The following is an 18,470-nucleotide window of genomic DNA, read 5'->3' on the forward strand; positions in this document are numbered from 1 at the left end:
TTTCTAAAACAGAATCTAAGCTACGTTATCAATCGATTGGTCTGGATACTGTGGCTTTGCTGCCAGCTCCTCTGGTGAGAAGTCATCAACATTGATGGTGTACAGTCGATGTTGCTCTGCACTCTCTAACAGTGCCGCTTCTTTCTCTGTCAGAATACCTTTCTCAAGACCTAATTGAGCGACCAAATCCAGTCGTATGAAGGCGCGTTTCTGATACGTCTCTTTACAGACTTTATCGAACAGAGGCTCAGCTTGAAGAATGACCTCCAATGCTTTCTCAATTTTACCTACCGCATTGTATTGAGTATCCGCTAAGTATTGACCGCGGCCGATACGTGAGCGTGTTGCACTCGGTGTTTGTAGGATGTGTGCGACTTGGCTATCCAGTTTGTCGTTTGGTGCGCGACGGATACGGCCAAATGGCATTAATACAACACGCAGAAGGCGTCCAACCACTGGGTTAGGGAAGTTTGCTAAGAACTCATCAATTGCCACTTCAGTTTGACGCAAGCTGTCTTGCATACCCCAGTGTACTAGCGGTAGGTCTTCTGCATTGCTGCCTTCGCTCTCAAAGCGTTTTAGTGTCGCAGAACCTAGGTATAGTTGGCTCAGGATATCACCTAGACGAGCAGATAGGCGCTCTCTACGTTTTAGTGAGCCGCCTAATACAGCCATTGAAATGTCAGACAGTAGCGCTAGGTTAGCACTGTAACGGTTCAGCTGTTGATAGTAGCGTTTTGTCTGTTTATCTGTGTTATTGGCTGGCGTTGGCGTATCCGAACCACGGCCATCAGTTAAACCAAACCACAAACTACGAACTAGGTTACTTAGTGTAAAGCTAACGTGTCCTGCTAACGCTGAATCAAACTTATCAAGCGCATCGCTGCTTTCTGAGTATGCTGCTTCCATTTCATTGAGAACGTAAGGGTGGCAACGAATTGCACCTTGACCGTAGATGATCATTGAACGAGTCAGGATGTTTGCACCTTCAACGGTAATCGCAATTGGCGAACCTTGGTAGCCACGAGCTAGGAAGTTCGATGGGCCTAAGCAAATACCCTTACCGCCTACGATATCCATCGCATCGATGATGCTGCGTTGACCACGGTGCGTACAATGATACTTCACGATTGCAGAGATAACTGAAGGTTTTTCACCAAGGTCGATACCTGCAACGGTCAGGTTGCTCGCTGCATCCATGACATAAGCATTACCACCTAGACGTGCCAGTGGCTCTTCAACTCCTTCCATGCGACCAATTGGTTGCTTAAATTGACGGCGGATACGAGCGTAAGCACCAGTTGCAAGCGCTGCTGTTTTGATGCCACCGGTTGAGTTTGATGGCAGTGTGATACCACGACCCACTGACAGACATTCAACCAGCATCCTCCAACCTTGGCCTGCCATTTTCTGCCCGCCAATGATGAAATCGATAGGGACGAAAATATCGTCACCTCGCGTTGGGCCGTTTTGGAAAGGAACGTTCAGTGGGAAGTGGCGGTTGCCAATCTCCACGCCTTTCAAATCAGTCGGGATAAGAGCACAGGTGATACCAAGATCTTGCTGGTCGCCCAGCAAGCCTTCTGGGTCGCGCAGTTTAAAGGCCAAACCCAATACGGTCGCAACCGGTGCCAGAGTGATGTAGCGTTTGTTCCAAGTCAGGCGCATACCAAGAACTTCTTCGCCTTGCCATTCACCTTTACAAACCACACCGTAATCTGGGATTGAACCCGCATCAGAACCTGCTTCTGGGCTAGTTAGAGCAAAACACGGGATCTCTTTACCTTCAGCCAAGCGCGGAAGATAGTGGTTTCTCTGCTCTTCAGTACCGTAATGTTGCAGCAGCTCACCTGGTCCTAACGAGTTCGGTACACCAACGGTTGATGACAGTACGCTAGATACGCCCGTTAGTTTTTGTAGAACCAAAGACTGAGCATAAGCTGAGAATTCTAAGCCACCGTATTTTTTCTTGATGATCATCGCGAAGAACTTGTGGTCTTTCAGGTATTGCCATACTTCTGGTGGTAAATCAGCAAGCTCATGAGTGACTTGGTAATCATTGACCATTTCACACACTGTGTTTACTGGACCATCGAGGAACGCTTGTTCCGCTTCAGATAGTTTTGGGTCTGCGATGTTCTGTAGTTTTTTCCATTCAGGTTTGCCTTTGAATAGCTCTGCTTCCCACCAAACAGTACCGGCTTCCAGTGCTTCTTTTTCTGTCTGAGACATCGCCGGTAGTACTTTCTTAAATACAGAAAGTGCTTTTTGGCTGATGAGAGTTTGTCGAATGGCTGGGACAGCAAAAATAGCAACCGTTAATAGGTAACAAAGCCAGCCAGTAACCGCTACGTTGCCGAATAGTGTTAAAGCTACCATTGCGACAGTTAGTGCGATTAATGCGCGTACCAAGCTAACTCTGTGGTAGAGACAGACACCTAAGATAGCTGTCATGCCGAGTAGGGAGAGCAATATATTCATGATCGATTTCCTTTTCAGAGATCACTTATTGTTATTAAGTTTTAGGTAAGAGGTCTAACCAGTTAAGTGTAAACGAAATATTAAATATTTGTAAAACTCCAAATTGAATAAAAAGTGATCTTAGTAGAGTTAAAATTCTAATTGTGAGAGGTTGGTGGCGATTATTTGGACGAATTAGCGATGACTGACTAATTAAGATGGCAATCTTTGGGCTTAACTGTCGACACTATTTCATGTTTGTGGGTAAACTCAGGTAAAAGAGGGAAAAAACCTCAGCTCTCATATCGCGCACGCTAAGCTGTGTCATAAAAATAAGAGATAAGCCTTATGTACCAAGACCTAATCAAAAGTGAATTGAACGAAGCTGCTGACGTTCTTAACAAGTTTTTGAGTGATGATCATAATATTGCTCAAATTGAAGCAGCGGCAAAAATGATTGCTGACTCATTCAAACAGGAAGGTAAAGTGCTTTCTTGTGGTAATGGTGGCTCACACTGTGATGCAATGCACTTTGCAGAAGAGCTGACTGGCCGATACCGTGAAAACCGCCCAGGCTACGCTGGTATTGCGATTTCAGACCCTAGCCACTTATCTTGTGTGAGTAATGACTTCGGTTACGACCACGTATTTTCTCGTTATGTAGAAGCGGTTGGCCGTAAAGGCGATGTGTTGTTTGGTTTATCAACTTCAGGTAACTCAGGCAATATCCTAAAAGCCATTGAAGCAGCTCAAGCGAAAGGTATGAAGACGATTGCTCTGACTGGTAAAGACGGCGGTAAAATGGCGGGTTGTGCGGATATCGAAATTCGAGTACCACATTTTGGTTACGCAGACCGCATTCAAGAGATTCACATTAAGATCATCCATATTGTGATTCAGCTTGTCGAAAAAGAGATGGAATAACAGTTTTACAGACATTTGGAGCCTAGGTTTGTGGCTTTATTGGTTTTAATAGGGAGTAGATTTAACCATGTGTGAATTGCTCGGTATGAGCGCGAATGTGCCAACGGATATTTGTTTTAGCTTCACTGGTCTTATGCAGCGCGGTGGCAATACTGGCCCACATCGTGATGGTTGGGGGATTACCTTTTATGAGGGCAAGGGCTTTCGTACCTTCAAAGATCCTAACCCTAGCTGTGAATCTAAGATCGCTGAATTGGTTCAAAACTACCCAATTAAAAGCCAAGCTGTTGTTAGTCACATCCGTCAAGCCAACCGTGGTGGTGTTAATCTAGAGAATACACACCCTTTCACTCGTGAGCTTTGGGGACGATACTGGACATTTGCTCACAATGGCCAACTATCAGATTACGATGACTTAGTGAGTGGGCGTTTTAGACCGGTTGGTGAAACCGACAGCGAGCGTTCATTCTGTTGGTTACTTAAGCAACTAGAAGAGCGTTTTCCTGAACCACCACAAGACATGGAAGGCATGTTCCGCTTTGTTGCTGAGTGTTGCGATAAGCTGCGAGAGAAAGGCGTTTTCAACATGTTGTTGAGCGATGGTGAGTACGTAATGACATACTGTACCAATCACTTGTACTGGATTACGAGACGTGCGCCTTTTGGTAACGCGAGCTTGATCGATGAAGACGTCGAGATTAACTTCCAAGAAGAAACCACACCGAATGATGTGGTGACGGTAGTGGCTACTCAACCCCTTACTGGTAATGAAGAGTGGTTTAGAATGAAGCCGGGTGAATACGCCTTGTTCCATTCTGGTGAATTGATTGGTAATAACCACAAAGAGCTGGAAGATGTCGCTTATGCCCCTAAAAAGGTTGCAAGCCAAGCGCCTACTGAACCATTGAGCTAAACGTCTCATTACTTGATTCGATAAAAAGGCCGTTAACTGCACTTGTCAGTTAACGGCCTTTTTGTATTCTCGATACTACTCTTCTGCGTAACCGTGTTTGCCTAGCACTTTTCCGTCTAACACCGCTTGTCCATCAACCATAGATAAACGGTCTTCTGCGAACCACTTACAAACCATCGGATAGATTGCGTGCTCTTGAGTGAGTACTCGCCCCGCTAGCAGCTTGGCATCATCGTCCTCAAACACAGGAACCTTGGCTTGTAAGATAACAGGACCACCGTCAAGCTCTTCTGTTACAAAGTGCACACTTGTTCCGTGTTCTTTGTCTTTTGCATCAATCGCACGTTGGTGGGTATGTAAACCAGGGTATTTAGGTAATAGAGAAGGGTGGATATTGACCATTTTTCCTGCGTAGTGACGAACAAATTCTGAACTCAAGATACGCATATAGCCTGCCAGTACGATTAAGTCTGGTTGATAGGTGTCGATCTGAATCATCAACTCATGATCAAACTCTTCACGCGAGCCGAAATCTTTTGGGTTCACTGAGCGTGCAGCGACGCCAGCATTTTTTGCTCGTTCTAAGCCGAATGCTTCTGCCTTGTTTGAGAAGACAGCTTTGACTGAAGCATCAATCATATTGCTATCACAGGAATCTAAGATCGCCTGCAAGTTACTGCCGCTTCCTGAAACTAACACAACGATATTTTTCTGAGACTGAGTGGTTTTCTGAGAGTGATTGTTTTTCATAAAGTGGGTCATATGATTGATTAATTGAACTGTTTACAATCTACCTACATAAACTAGGGTTTTCTGTGGGCCAAATAGCAAAATGAGGACCATTCGGTCCTCATTGATTAATTAGGTGAAGTGCTCATTTAGTTGATTTCAACTTGCTCTTCGCCAGCTTCCGCGTTCGCGATCTCACCGATAACCCAAGCGTTTTCGCCTTCAGCTTTCAGTAGTTCAACAGCAGCGTCTGCTTGGTCTTTAGGTAGAGCAACAACAAGGCCTACGCCACAGTTGAAAGTGCGGTACATTTCAAATGTTTCCACGTTGCCTTTCTCTTGTAGCCAGTTGAAGATAGCAGGCCATTCCCAGCTCTTACCATCAATCACTGCTTTAGTACCTTCAGGAAGTACGCGTGGGATGTTTTCCCAGAAACCACCACCAGTAATGTGCGAGATAGCATGGATGTCATGCTCTGCGATCATCTTAAGTGCTGATTTGATGTAAATCTTAGTTGGCTCTAGTAGGTGCTCACCGATAGTGCGACCTTCTAGCTCTTCGTTCTTATCTGCACCAGATACTTCCAGTACTTTACGAATTAGAGAGTAACCATTTGAGTGTGGGCCACTTGAGCCAACAGCGATAAGTGCGTCGCCAGAAGCTACTTTAGTACCGTCGATGATGTCCGCTTTTTCTACGACACCAACACAGAAGCCAGCAACATCGTAGTCGTCGCCTTCGTACATGCCTGGCATTTCAGCGGTTTCACCACCGATTAGTGCACAACCAGCTTGAACACAACCTTCAGCGATGCCAGAAACAACATCTGCAGCTGTATCTATATCTAGCTTACCTGTTGCGTAGTAGTCTAGGAAGAATAGAGGTTCACCACCTTGAACGATTAGGTCGTTCACACACATTGCCACTAGGTCGATACCAATGGTGTCGTGTTTTTTCAGATCCAAAGCAAGGCGAAGTTTAGTACCAACACCATCAGTACCTGAAACAAGTACTGGCTCTTTGTATTTCGTTGGAAGTTCACATAGGGCGCCAAAGCCACCAATACCGCCCATTACTTCAGGGCGACGAGTGCGTTTTACTGCACCTTTAATACGGTCTACTAGTGCATTACCTGCGTCGATATCAACACCAGCGTCTTTGTAGCTTAGAGAAGAAGTATTACCACTCACGGGATAGTCCTCGAACTTAAGTTGGATGTGAAAACGGCGCTATTCTAACAGGGCTTGAATATGAAGAGCAAACGTTTGCGCGGTTTTTTTTATTAGAATAAAGATTCTGAAATAACCACAGAGTTCGTGTATAATCTACAAGTTTGTTTAAATATTGCCGGAGTTGGAAATGAAAGTTGTTGAAGTGAAACACCCGCTAGTAAAACATAAAATTGGCCTGATGCGTGAAGGTGAGATTAGCACTAAGCGTTTTCGTGAGCTAGCGACAGAAGTGGGTAGCCTTCTAACATACGAAGCGACATCAGACTTTGAAACTGAGCGTGTAACTATTAATGGTTGGGACGGCCCAGTTGAAGTTGACCAAATTAAAGGTAAGAAAGTAACAGTAGTGCCAATCCTACGTGCTGGTCTAGGCATGATGGACGGCGTTCTTGAGCACATCCCAAGTGCACGTATCAGTGTTGTTGGTATCTACCGTGACGAAGAAACGCTTGAGCCAGTACCATACTTCAACAAGCTTGCATCTAACATCGATGAGCGTATTGCTCTAGTGGTAGACCCAATGCTTGCAACAGGAGGTTCTATGATCGCGACTATCGACCTCATGAAAGAAAAAGGTTGTAAGCACTTTAAGATTCTTGTGCTTGTAGCGGCTCCAGAAGGTATCGCGGCTCTAGAAAAAGCGCACCCAGATGTTGAGCTTTACACTGCTGCAATCGATGAGAAGCTAAACGACAAGGGCTACATTGTTCCAGGTCTTGGCGATGCTGGCGATAAGATCTTCGGTACTAAGTAATTCGGTTTTTAGGTTAAGTTGGTTCTACGGTTTCAAACTTCTGAATTGACTTAATGATCTGTATTAATACAAAAGGGAGAGCATTCGATGCTCTCCCTTTTTTGATCTTAAATTTTGTTGGACTCTAAACGGGTTCAACCATTAGTCGATTTGAGCTTTGTCTACGACTGTGTTATCACCTAACTCTTCAGGAAGAACTAGGTTAAGTAGAATCGCGACGATACCGCACAAGCTTACGCCCTGTAGGCTGAAATCGCCGATGCCAAATGCCATGCCGCCAATACCGAATACTAGGGTAATGCCCACAATGACAAGGTTACGTGATTTGTGTAGGTCAACGTTGTTTTTGATAAGTGTGTTCAAGCCTACTGTTGCAATAGAACCAAACAGAAGAATCATGATGCCGCCCATTACCGGAACCGGAATGGTTTGCAGAAGAGCGCCTAGCTTACCAACCAATGCAAGAACGATGGCTGTTACTGCAGCCCAAGTCATGATCACCGGGTTAAATGCTTTCGTTAGCATTACCGCTCCAGTTACTTCACTGTAGGTTGTGTTTGGCGGAGCGCCCAGCATAGAAGCTGCAATGGTTGCTACACCGTCGCCTGTGATTGTGCGATGTAGGCCTGGTTTCTTAAGGTAGTCTTTACCCGTCACGTTAGAAATCGCAAGCATGTCACCCACGTGCTCTACGGCTGGCGCAATCGCGACAAATACCATGAAGAAGATAGCGTTGATGTTGAACTCAGGCACCGTAAAGTTTGGTAGCGCTAACCAAGATGCTTGTGCAACGGGGGCGAAGTCTACTGCCCCATAGAATAGGCTTGTAATGTAACCTGCGATTATCCCACCAAAGATAGGCAGTAGCTTTAGGAAACCCTTCGAGAATACGCTGATGATGACGGTAACTAGTAGGGAAGCTGATGAGATCCAAAGTGCTGCGTCTGCATCAACAAGTTGAACAGCGCCATCGCCTGTCTTACCTAGCGCCATGTTTACCGCAACTGGTGCTAGGCCTAAACCAATCACCATAATCACAGGACCAACAACCACAGGAGGAAGTAGCTTATGGATGAAGCCAACGCCTCTCAATTTGATAAGAGCACCCATTAATACATACACAACACCTGCTGCCATAAGGCCACCCATGGTTGCGCCAATACCCCAAGTTTGGATACCAAACATGATAGGCGCGATGAATGCAAAAGAAGACGCTAAGAAGATTGGCACTGAACGGCGTGTAATAAGTTGGAATAAAAGGGTGCCGATACCCGCGCCAAAGAGTGCAACGTTAGGATCAAGTCCTGTCAGTAGCGGCACGAGTACAAGCGCACCAAAAGCTACAAACAGCATTTGTGCACCTTGCAATGCATTTTTCATGATATGTCCTTAGATTGGTCGTTATATGAAAAGTAAAAAATAAAATTCGCGCGATTCTATCACTTGGCAATCGATTGCTACACAAAATAGATCAAATTTATTTATCATACTGATATTTTATATCGAACAAGGTCCGAAAATTCGGTTTATAAGTTAGCGCTTTATCATGTTCAGGTGATATTTTGTGGTTATTAAACACAGTGGGCGCTAACGACCTTGCCCCTCAATCCATAGTTGCTTATCATCAAGGCACAAGCTTTGAATATTAGGATCAATATGCGCTATATAGCATTGTTGTTGATGGGGCTATTAGCCTTTCCGAGTTACGCCTTAACGAAAGTAGATATCTTTAGTGCTGAAGTTGCGATTAACGCCGAAGATAAACAACCAGAACAAGTGGCAAGAAATACCGGTATGGAGCAGGTATTGATACGTGCGACTGGCCAAACTGACGTTGCTGCAAATGAGACCATCCAAAAGGCGATGCGTAAGAGTGCGCAGTACATGTCTCAAATGAGTTTTGGTGAGCGCAATGACCAATCAACATTGCGTATGCGCTTTAATGGCGCCCAAATTCGTTCTCTACTGACTCAAGCACAACTGCCGTATTGGCCTGAAACTCGCTCAAACATCTTGGTTTGGCTGGTGGAAGAAGACAGCTTCGATAAGAACATTGTGTGGGAGCACTCGAACTCACCACTTGCTGCTCAGTTGCAAGCTAGTGCAAAAGATCGTGGTTTGCCTTTGACTCTTCCTGTCGGTGACTTCGATGATATTACTGGTATCGCGACCTCAGATTTGTGGGGCAGCTTTGTTTCACCGATCAGTCGAGCAAGTCAACGCTACCCAGTTGATGCAGTGTTAGTGATCAAAGCTCAATCTTCAGGATTGCGTTGGACGCTGTTCGACCAAAAACCAAGTCAGTTAACCAGCACGCCAACGGCACCAATCACAGGTTCAGTGTCGGGTAACAGTGCAACGGCTTCTAAGAAGCTCGTTGACCAAATCAGTAACTACTACGCGGGTAAAAGCGCGGTGACGGTGGCGAGTGAGTCATCAGAGTCGATTCTAACTCAGTTTATTAGCCTGAATAATGCTCAAGACTTCTTCCAGCTAGAGAATGCACTTAAGCGTCTAAACTCGGTTGCTAGCCTAGATATTCTTAAGATTCAAAACAACGAAGTGACGTTCCGTATTCATTTGCTGTCGACTCAACAAGAGTTTGAGCAAGAAGTGGCAAGTATTCGCCAAGTTACGAAGGTTGAAGACTCTTATATTGAACCAGAAGTCAGCCCTGAATTTGAAACACAAGACAACACCATGTCTGTAGGCGATGATTCAACAATTGCTGTTAATACTGAATTAACAGCAACTGATGCAGATACTGATGTTCAAGTGATCAAAGGTAATGAAGTTGTTGGTGATGATTCGCTAGCTGGTTCAGACGCTAATCTAGAGTTAACGAGTAGCGAAGTACAAGAAGCCGCAGCTCCACAGCATGCAAAACCAAGCTTGGTATACGAGTGGAACCGCAGTTAGGCAATTGCTGACATTCATCGTCTATACGAAGAGTAGGTAGACGAAAATAAAAGAGAAAGCCCTGCTAGAGAAATCTCGCAGGGCTTTTTGTTTGTTCGTTATTAATTGTGCTAGCTGAGCGGGGATGTCGAAACTAATCTTATTGCTCGAACTTCGCTTTCTCTTTCTTTTCTACTTCAGAAAGGCGCTTAAGCTTGATACCTAACTCTTTGGCTCGGAAACGGGTAAATAAGATGTTTCCGGCAAAGCCGATCGTGGTTAGCACCAGCTCAACAGAGGCTAATAAGCGCTCACCACCATCTATGTATAAAAGGGTCAATGCGTGTAGGAAATAGAGCATTAAGATGAAGTTTGCCCAAGCGTGCGTATAAGGTTTGCCGATTAAAATGCCAGGTAATGGCAACAGTAACGGCACTGCCCATACGATAGCAAGCGTGACATTATCTAGGTGAGGATGTGGTGAAAGCGTCATTTGCCAAGCAACAACCCAACCTAACAGTAATAGGTTACCTGCTAATGCTAGGTACCGGAATAGCTTTGTCTTAGGAGACATCGCCTTCTCTGACATGTACATCATTGAGAGATTCCCTTCTGATTTATCGCAATGCGCGCTAGGCGTTTGCCTAGGTTCTGCGCCAGCTCAATTTCTTCTTTGCTTAGTGAAGCACTTTCGCCTGTACTGCTTGCACCATAAGGCGTACCACCAGTTTGAGTGGTATGCAATGCAGGCTCTGAGTAAGGGATGCCTACCACTAACATTCCATGGTGAAGCAGTGGCAGCATCATGCTTTGCTGTGTTGTCTCTTGCCCGCCATGCAGTGATGAAGAAGAAGTAAATACACAAGCTGGCTTATCGATAAGATCGCCATTGATCCACAATGATGTAGTGCTATCCCAAAAGTGCTTCATCGGCCCTGCCATGTTGCCGAACCAAACCGGACTGCCAAGCGCCAAGCCATCACAAGAACGGAGCTCTTGCAGCGTGGCGATTGGGTCCGTGGGTTGATAGCGAGAATCTGGCTGCTCTTCCAGTGTGTACACGTCATTAACGGTTCTTAGCATAGCTTCACACTCAGGTATGGATTCCACCCCTCGTGCTATCTGCCTTGCGAGAGCTTGTGTGTTGCCGTGACGACTATAGTAGAGAACAAGAATGTTGATGCTCATAGCCGCTTACAGAATCTCTAGTACTTGCTCAGGTGGACGACCAATCTTGGCTTTGTTATTTGCTACAACTACTGGGCGTTCAAACAGTTTTGGATTCGCAGCCATGGCAGAAAATAGGTCTTCATCGGATACAGAAGCATCACCAAGGTTCGCTTCTTTGTAGTCTGTCTCTTTTGTGCGCATCATCTCGCGAACGCTGCTAAAACCAAGCTGAGTGAACAATACTTTTAGCTGTTCAACAGTTAAAGGTGTGTCTAAGTACTTGATTACTTGGGGTTGTACGCCGTTTTTTTCAAGCAGTTCAAGCGTTTGACGGCTCTTTGAGCAGCGTGGGTTATGATAAATCACGACAGACATGGTTCTTCCTCATTATTATCTTTTATTTAATTTTCAGGGGAGGCCAGCTATTGGCCTCCTCACTGTATACGTTGAGTCTTGTTCTTTTGGCTATTTTCGCGCAATACAATGATTATTGCAGTGCTAAAAAGCGCTCGCGCTGAATCATCAGTTGATCAATTCGAGCATCGTAGCGAGCTTGCTTCAAACTACCGAGTTCTGCGATTTGACTTGCTTGCGTGTAGTACTGAATTGCTTTGTTCCAGTTGGCTTGCAATGCCAAAATTTCAGCGCGAGCAGCAAGATCTTCATCACTGTTTCCAAGGCTCGTGTTCGCTTTTGAGAGCAGATACCAGCCATTGGCGTCATTCGGATTGTCATGTGTATAACGTTGTAATACGCGGACAGACTCTGCAAAGTCTTCTTTTTCAATCAAGGCGTTTGCATAGTTGATAGTAAGAACTGGGTTGTTTGGCTGACGGACCAAAGCAGGCTTTAACTCCTTAATGGCAAGCTCAGGCTTTTCCTGTTCAATGTGAAGGTCGGAAATCGCATCCAAATAGAATAGGTTAGTCGGATCACTGGTAATCAGCTTGGTCAGTATAGTCTCAGCTTTATCAAATTTTTTAGAGTCGAGGTAAACCAACGCTTGTCCGTACTCTAACGAAGGGATGACCTCTTTTGGTGCCTTTTTCAATTGGCGAGAGAACCAGTCCAGTGAAGCTTCACTATTGATACCGGCATATCGAGCAACGATTCGTGCTCTTGCTAAGTGGTAATCTAAGGATGGAGCAAGCTTTAGCGGTGGATAACTGCGAGCGCGAGCACGAGAGTCGGTAATACGGTCTTCTGGTAATGGGTGAGTCAACAACATCGGTGGTGGTGTACTGGCATAACGGTATTCATCAGCTAAACGGCTGAAGAAGCGTGGCATTGCGTTGACGTCAAATCCAGCCTTGGCGAGTGTGTTGATACCGAAGCGATCGGCTTCTTTCTCATTACTACGAGTGTAGTTGATTTGACTCTGCATGTTACCCGCGGTGGTTGCGGTTAAGGCCGCAATACCGGCTTCAGGTGCGGCAATCGCCAGTAATATGGAGCCGGCAAGCGCTGCAATAGTCGCAGGAGAGCGACGCGCTTGATCTTCCATACTACGCGCTAAGTGACGCTGCGTAACGTGTGCGATTTCGTGCGCTAACACAGATGCAAGTTCACTTTCCGACTTTGCATGCAAGAAAAGACCTGAGTGCAGCGCAACATAACCGCCAAAGAAAGCGAAAGCGTTGATGTTGCGGTCACGGATCATAAAGAACTGAAAAGGTGTTTTTACGTCATTGGCATTCGCGACAAGGCGATGACCTAGTGTGTCGATATAAAGGTTTAGAACTGGATCATTGATGACAGGCTGGCTGCTTCTGATGATGCGCATGTACGCATCACCATAGATGAGTTCTTGATCTATAGTGAGTGTGCCGCCAGCCGCGGTGCCGATGTCCGGTAAATCCAAGCTGTTGGTGTTAGCCAACGTTGGGGTGCTTAATGTGGCTGCAATGCATAAGCAAGCAATTGAACGAGCGCGTTTAAACATATTAGTCAGTAATACTCCGTTTCTTCTGACAGTAAGACAAGGGCAATGCAAATTGGTTCTTTATCTGGTTTAACCTTTGTTAAGTGCGTGCGCTATCCTGAAGGAAGATGAATCAATGATGGCACGTTTTCAAAAACAGATTACAATATGTCCCTTATAATAAGCATCGAGCCCAAGAATGACACCTAATATTCTAGATTTACGCCAAGAGCGCTGCCCAATGGCGTTATTATTAGCCAAGCGTCACAGTGTAAAGTTAGAAGTAGGGCAATCTTTGTCAATTTATGTATCAGATAACAGCTCGATGAAAGATATTGTTACGTTTTTGTCTAAGCAAGCTTATGTTGTCATGACAGAGGTTTGTTCTAATTACCACCATCTCCTCGTCACTAAAAAGGAATCGCAGTCAGATGCTTGAAATGGTCAGTCGTTGGTATAAACGACGTTTCTCTGATCCACACGCTGTCAGTTTGGTTGCCATCATTCTATTCGGCTTTATTACTATCTACTTCTTTGGTCACCTGATCGCACCATTGTTGGTGGCGATTGTCTTGGCTTATTTGCTCGAGTGGCCAGTGACTCAACTTCAACGACTCGGTATTCCAAGGACGCCATCGGTGATGTTGGTGATCTTGATGTTCTTTAGCTTAATGCTTTTAGCGATATTCGGGTTAGTGCCAACCATTTGGGAGCAAGTGGGCAACCTGATCAATGATATTCCTAGTATGTATGGTAGCTTGCAGAAGTTCATTGCAACGATTCCAGAGCGTTACCCTGAGCTGGCTAACTTACAGATTGTTGAATCTGTGATGTCTAACGCGAAGAACAAGGCGTTAGGTATGGGGGAAAGTGTGGTGAAAGGCTCATTGGCGTCTCTGGTTAGCTTAGCGACGCTTGGTGTTTATCTTATCTTAGTTCCACTGCTTATTTTCTTCTTACTGAAAGACAAAGAAGAGATGATCAGAATGGCAAGTGGTGTGCTTCCTCGAAACCGTCGCTTAGCGACCAAAGTATGGGAAGAGATGAACGAACAAATCTCGAATTACATCCGAGGTAAGGTGCTAGAGATTTTAATCGTGGGTAGCGTCAGTTATGTTACTTTTGCGATTTTAGATCTTCGTTACTCTGTGTTGCTCGCGGTTGCTGTCGGTTTCTCGGTATTGATCCCATACATAGGTGCAGCGGCGGTAACCGTACCAGTTGCCATTGTTGGCTTGTTCCAGTGGGGGCTTGAGCCTCAATTCTACTGGCTGTTATTGGCTTACGGCATCATTCAAGCCCTAGATGGTAACGTGTTAGTGCCGGTTCTGTTCTCTGAAGCTGTGAATCTACACCCTGTTGCGATTATTGTGGCGGTATTAGTGTTTGGTGGACTTTGGGGCTTCTGGGGCGTGTTCTTTGCAATTCCACTGGCGACCTTAGTGAAGGCGGTTTGGAATGCCTTACCTAGCCATGCATTAGATGATGACCCTGTGCATCATCAGTAACGAAAAATGAATTGTAAAAAGGCGACTATCGATGATGGTCGCCTTTTTATTGTCTTACATACAGGTCACCCCTTTATTGTTAAAGCAATGCCTTGTCGACGATATCTCATTGGGTTGAATTGGTTTCTTCGATAGAAGAAAACAGCAACATCGGTCAGGTATTTTTTTTCGCTTTTATTAATATATCGACAATCGAAACCAAAGAGAAAAAGCATATGAAAACCATTCCACTTTTAGAATCAGAAAGTAACAGTGCTCGTTATGATGGGATCATTTCAACCATTTCAAGGTTCAGAGGAAGAGCTCCTGTTAATGAGCTAACACGTCGGTTTGAAAGTATTCTCGAAGTTAACCCTTGGATTACCTCAACACTAAAAACTCAAGGAAATAACGAATTTTTTTGCGAATATGAAGATGTCATTAATGACATTTCACCATGGTTTGAATTATATGATATCAATGACTTATTACAGGATGATAAGAGTGTCGATAAACTAGTTGAAATGATTTCTCTTGGAGAAGATAGAGAGTTAATGGATAAGCTTTATATTCTTCCTACAGAAGACTGCATAGATACCGATGCTCAATTGATAAAGTTCTGTCTAATAGAAGATAAAGATAAAAAAGAATTTTCAATAATATTTTCTATGAATCATATCATTTCTGATGGGACGAGTTATTATAATCTTTTAAACTCATTAAGTTTCGATGAGGATATCATTCCTTTTAATTTTAAACGTAAACTAGAGTTCACTCGATTGGGTTTTGATAAAAATCACTTTTCATTGAAAACAATGAAGGAAAATAAAAAACATAAATTTGTTAAAAAAGTGAATCTAGAGCTAATAGAAAAAATCAAAAAAGATACAAATGAAATATTAGAAGATGAATGGGTATCAACTCATGATGTTGTAAGTTCTCTATTTTTCAATTCTGTAAAATCAGATGTGTCAATATATCCGGTTAATGCGAGGCCTTATATCGATTATCTGAGCGATATTGATGTGGGAAACTATATTAAGCCAGTTATTTTTAAAAATAAGCATGAGATGAAAGCACAGGATATTCGTCATGCAATAAATAAGCTTAAGAATGATCCAGAAAATAATGAATCTTGTATAAACAAAAATGAAGATGGCTACATAAGTGATAATAGCCAAACGATTCAAAGTGAGAGTAGAGCCGCGCTTACAAGTTGGGTGCAGAGTTATAAGCAAATTTCATTAGGCTCTGAATGTTTATACGTCGCTCATTACCCTCTCAAACCTAGTTATTTACATGGTGAGTCATTGAATGCATTTGAACACGGTGCCATTTTATTCTGTCTAAATTCTGCAGTGTGGATACTGGCAGGGGTAACTTCTGATGTTTCTTGGTTAGAGAACAATGTTTTATTTTTAGAAGGCTAGTCTTGTTTTTAGTTAAAGGTATGTGAATATTTTCTAAGGGTGAACATGGAGAATATTCCTAGCTCAATTGTAAGTACAAAGCAATAGTAATCAGGAGTTTGGGAATATCCTTCCAAGCCATGCAATAGATGATGCCCCTGTGCACCACCCTTAATTCAATGTGTTACAAAAAAGGCGACCATCGATGATAGTCGCCTTTTTTGTTGTCTTACATTGTTTCAGGTTACCCCGTTATTGTTAGAGCAATGCCTTGTTGGCGATAGCTTATTGAGTTGAATTGTTTTCTTCGATAGAAGAAAACAGCAACATCGGTCAGGTATTTTTTTTAGCTTTTATTAATATATCGACAATCGAAACCAAAGAGAAAAAGCATATGAAAACCATTCCACTTTTAGAATCAGAAAGTAACAGTGCTCGTTATGATGGGATCATTTCAACCATTTCAAGGTTCAGAGGAAGAGCTCCTGTTAATGAGCTAACACGTCGGTTTGAAAGTATTCTCAAAGTTAACCCTTGGATTACCTCAACACTAAAAACTCAAGGAAATAACGAATTTTTTTGCGAATATGAAGATGTCATTAATGACATTTCACCATGGTTTGAATTATATGATATCAATGACTTATTACAGGATGATAAGAGTGTCGATAAACTAGTTGAAATGATTTCTCTTGGAGAAGATAGAGAGTTAATGGACAAGCTTTATATTCTTCCTACAGAAGACTGCATAGACACCGATGCTCAATTGATAAAGTTCTGTCTAATAGAAGATAAAGATAAAAAAGAATTTGCAATAATATTTTCTATGAATCATATCATTTCTGATGGGACGAGTTATTATAATCTTTTAAATTCGTTAAGCTTCGATGAGGTTATCATTCCTTTTAATTTTGAACGTAAATTAGATTTCACTCGAATTGGTCGTGAAAAAAATGACATACCAACCAATGGAATGAAAGCGAAGGAAAGATATGGATTTATTAAGAAAGTCGATTTAGAGTTAGTAGATAAAATAAAAAATGGTACAAATTTACTATCTAAAGGTGAGTGGGTATCCACTCATGATGTTATAAGTTCTCTATTTTTCAATTCTGTAAAATCGGATATGTCAATATATCCGGTTAATGCAAGGCCTCATATCAACTATCTGAGTGATGTCGATGTAGGGAATTATATTAAGCCAATTATCATTGCAAAAGAGGGTGAAGTAAAACCACAAGACGTTCGTCATTCAATCAATAAGTTTAAGCAAGAACCAGTAAACAATGAATCCTGTCTAAATATAAATATGGTTGAGGATGACATGAAAAGTAAAGCCGTTATTACAAGCTGGGTACAGAGTTATCAAGAGCTTTCATTCGGCTCTGAATGCTCTTACGTTTCTCACTCTCCCCTTCAACCGATCTATTTATATGGTCAGGCATTAAATGAACTGGATCATGTCGCTGTTTTATTTTGCTATAATTCTTCGACGTGGATGTTAACAGGTTTGACGTCTGATACTTCTTGGCTAAAAGATAATGGTTTATTCTTAAAAGAATAGCCTTTACCTTTTGTGTATAACTCAATCAATAATTAATTTAAATTAGTTATTATTATTCATAGATAAAGGTATATAGATTTTTGTAATTAATTCTGTTTCTGGGACAAAAAGTGGAGAATTAACGTGTTCAAAAAGAGCGGGAGCTGGTAATGGCTCCCATTCTGTTTTGGGTAGAAAGTCGGTAATAACTTTAGAGATTGCATGAACAAAGCCATGAACCTCCCTTTGCCCGATATAATTAAGAACAGCAAAATCTCCACCAGGGATGACTCCAGAAAATATTCCAAGTTCATTGGTGGGTACATGGCAATCAATTGGAATGGCGATATCACATCGATAGTCAGAACTAGCAGTTATTAAAGGGTTCGAATAGGGTATCGTGATAAATGGTATCGTGTTTATACTTGACTCTGTATAGTAATCATTTTTTACTAGCCACGATAATAATGTATCGAAGGCTGTCATGCCTTCCAGATACTCCCCTCTGTGCGTTATCATCACACACTTTCTACTCGACTTCTTTTCTATATTAACGTCATACTTTTTTTCTCTTACAGGAACACGAATATTAAATTTGTGTCCCCAGTTTGCCCATTTAGGTCTCTTTCTAAAATCTGTAGGTGTTTGTTCAAACAATCGAACAAATGCGCGAGTAAATGCTTCAGGGCTCTCGAAGCCTGCTGAAATTGCGATATCGATTATTTTGAGATCTTTAAAATAAGCTAATTCAAAAGAAGCTTGACGTAAACGAGAAAGTAAGATGTAGCGATGTGGGCTAACACCAACGACAGACTTAAATAGTCTTTGAAAATGATACTTGGAGATTCCTGCGATATCACTCAGTTCTTGTAATGAATGTTTTTTATTCGGGTTACTATCAATTGCATGACACACAAGGCTAAGCTTTCTTTCGGTGGTATTAACTTTCATTCTAATATTGAGTAATTGATTAACTTACAATGTGTATCTTATCATACTGTTATTATCATTGCGTTAACACAGTGTTATT

Annotated in this window: 17 protein-coding genes; 8 read left to right on the forward strand and 9 right to left on the reverse strand. The window is 42.9% G+C overall.

All coding sequences use genetic code 11. The features are described 5' to 3' along the window. Window positions 1-15 precede the first annotated feature (15 nt). Window positions 16-2,481, reverse strand: coding sequence for an acyl-CoA dehydrogenase FadE (gene fadE, locus A3712_RS18270; protein WP_063524583.1), 2,466 nt, complete (start codon window positions 2,479-2,481; stop codon window positions 16-18). Window positions 2,482-2,808: 327 nt separating this feature from the next. Between fadE and lpcA the strand changes: the two genes are divergently transcribed. Both lpcA and A3712_RS18280 read left to right on the forward strand, forming a co-directional pair. Next, on the forward strand, window positions 2,809-3,384 hold the full coding sequence (gene lpcA, locus A3712_RS18275) for a D-sedoheptulose 7-phosphate isomerase (RefSeq protein WP_004738621.1): 576 nt from the start codon (window positions 2,809-2,811) through the stop codon (window positions 3,382-3,384). Between the two features lie 67 nt (window positions 3,385-3,451). After that, complete coding sequence (locus A3712_RS18280; RefSeq protein WP_063524584.1) at window positions 3,452-4,297, forward strand: class II glutamine amidotransferase; 846 nt, start codon at window positions 3,452-3,454, stop codon at window positions 4,295-4,297. Between the two features lie 75 nt (window positions 4,298-4,372). On the opposite strand, the gene purN is transcribed toward A3712_RS18280, so the two are convergent. Both purN and purM read right to left on the reverse strand, forming a co-directional pair. After that, a complete protein-coding gene (gene purN / locus A3712_RS18285) occupies window positions 4,373-5,047 on the reverse strand; it encodes a phosphoribosylglycinamide formyltransferase (protein ID WP_063524599.1) in 675 nt (224 codons plus the stop codon). A gap of 128 nt (window positions 5,048-5,175) precedes the next feature. Continuing rightward, on the reverse strand, window positions 5,176-6,216 hold the full coding sequence (purM, locus tag A3712_RS18290; RefSeq protein WP_063524585.1) for a phosphoribosylformylglycinamidine cyclo-ligase: 1,041 nt from the start codon (window positions 6,214-6,216) through the stop codon (window positions 5,176-5,178). A gap of 169 nt (window positions 6,217-6,385) precedes the next feature. On the opposite strand from purM, the gene upp reads away from it, so the two are divergent. Beyond that, a complete protein-coding gene (gene upp, locus A3712_RS18295) occupies window positions 6,386-7,012 on the forward strand; it encodes a uracil phosphoribosyltransferase (RefSeq protein WP_004738627.1) in 627 nt (208 codons plus the stop codon). 141 nt (window positions 7,013-7,153) lie between these two features. Here upp and A3712_RS18300 read toward each other — a convergent pair whose 3' ends face one another. Further along, the gene (locus tag A3712_RS18300) at window positions 7,154-8,392 is read right to left on the reverse strand and encodes a uracil-xanthine permease family protein (RefSeq protein ID WP_063524586.1); all 1,239 of its coding nucleotides are present in this window, start codon (window positions 8,390-8,392) and stop codon (window positions 7,154-7,156) included. 276 nt (window positions 8,393-8,668) lie between these two features. Between A3712_RS18300 and A3712_RS18305 the strand changes: the two genes are divergently transcribed. Next, window positions 8,669-9,931 carry a DUF2066 domain-containing protein gene (locus tag A3712_RS18305; protein WP_063524587.1) on the forward strand — a complete coding sequence of 421 codons (1,263 nt, stop codon included), beginning with the start codon at window positions 8,669-8,671 and terminating at the stop codon, window positions 9,929-9,931. Window positions 9,932-10,070: 139 nt separating this feature from the next. Here the strand turns inward: A3712_RS18305 and A3712_RS18310 are convergent, their stop codons facing one another. From A3712_RS18310 to A3712_RS18325, 4 genes are all read right to left on the reverse strand, one after another. Beyond that, complete coding sequence (locus A3712_RS18310; RefSeq protein WP_063524588.1) at window positions 10,071-10,508, reverse strand: DUF2069 domain-containing protein; 438 nt, start codon at window positions 10,506-10,508, stop codon at window positions 10,071-10,073. Beyond that, window positions 10,505-11,098 carry an NAD(P)H:quinone oxidoreductase gene (gene wrbA, locus A3712_RS18315; protein WP_063524589.1) on the reverse strand — a complete coding sequence of 198 codons (594 nt, stop codon included), beginning with the start codon at window positions 11,096-11,098 and terminating at the stop codon, window positions 10,505-10,507. Before wrbA ends, A3712_RS18310 begins: the two co-directional genes overlap by 4 nt. 6 nt (window positions 11,099-11,104) lie before the next feature. Further along, window positions 11,105-11,455, reverse strand: coding sequence for an arsenate reductase (glutaredoxin) (gene arsC, locus A3712_RS18320; RefSeq protein WP_063524590.1), 351 nt, complete (start codon window positions 11,453-11,455; stop codon window positions 11,105-11,107). Window positions 11,456-11,567: 112 nt separating this feature from the next. After that, window positions 11,568-13,022, reverse strand: coding sequence for a beta-barrel assembly-enhancing protease (locus A3712_RS18325; RefSeq protein ID WP_063524591.1), 1,455 nt, complete (start codon window positions 13,020-13,022; stop codon window positions 11,568-11,570). A 178-nt stretch (window positions 13,023-13,200) separates the two neighbouring features. Here A3712_RS18325 and A3712_RS18330 point away from each other — a divergent pair, with 178 nt between their 5' ends. The 4 genes from A3712_RS18330 to A3712_RS18345 all read left to right on the forward strand — a co-directional run bounded on the left by A3712_RS18330 (window position 13,201) and on the right by A3712_RS18345 (window position 17,461). Continuing rightward, window positions 13,201-13,440: a sulfurtransferase TusA family protein gene (locus tag A3712_RS18330; protein ID WP_004738640.1), complete on the forward strand. Its 240-nt coding sequence runs from the start codon at window positions 13,201-13,203 to the stop codon at window positions 13,438-13,440. Next, window positions 13,433-14,509: an AI-2E family transporter gene (locus A3712_RS18335; RefSeq protein WP_004738641.1), complete on the forward strand. Its 1,077-nt coding sequence runs from the start codon at window positions 13,433-13,435 to the stop codon at window positions 14,507-14,509. Before A3712_RS18330 ends, A3712_RS18335 begins: the two co-directional genes overlap by 8 nt. Before the next feature lie 215 nt (window positions 14,510-14,724). Further along, window positions 14,725-15,918 carry a hypothetical protein gene (locus tag A3712_RS18340; protein ID WP_063524592.1) on the forward strand — a complete coding sequence of 398 codons (1,194 nt, stop codon included), beginning with the start codon at window positions 14,725-14,727 and terminating at the stop codon, window positions 15,916-15,918. Window positions 15,919-16,195: 277 nt separating this feature from the next. Then, on the forward strand, window positions 16,196-17,461 hold the full coding sequence (locus A3712_RS18345; RefSeq protein WP_231891838.1) for a hypothetical protein: 1,266 nt from the start codon (window positions 16,196-16,198) through the stop codon (window positions 17,459-17,461). Window positions 17,462-17,503: 42 nt separating this feature from the next. On the opposite strand, the gene A3712_RS18350 is transcribed toward A3712_RS18345, so the two are convergent. Next, on the reverse strand, window positions 17,504-18,391 hold the full coding sequence (locus A3712_RS18350; protein ID WP_063524593.1) for an AraC family transcriptional regulator: 888 nt from the start codon (window positions 18,389-18,391) through the stop codon (window positions 17,504-17,506). Window positions 18,392-18,470: the final 79 nt, after the last annotated feature.

Source organism: Vibrio sp. HI00D65, assembly GCF_001635455.1.
Taxonomy (GTDB): Bacteria; Pseudomonadota; Gammaproteobacteria; order Enterobacterales; family Vibrionaceae; genus Vibrio.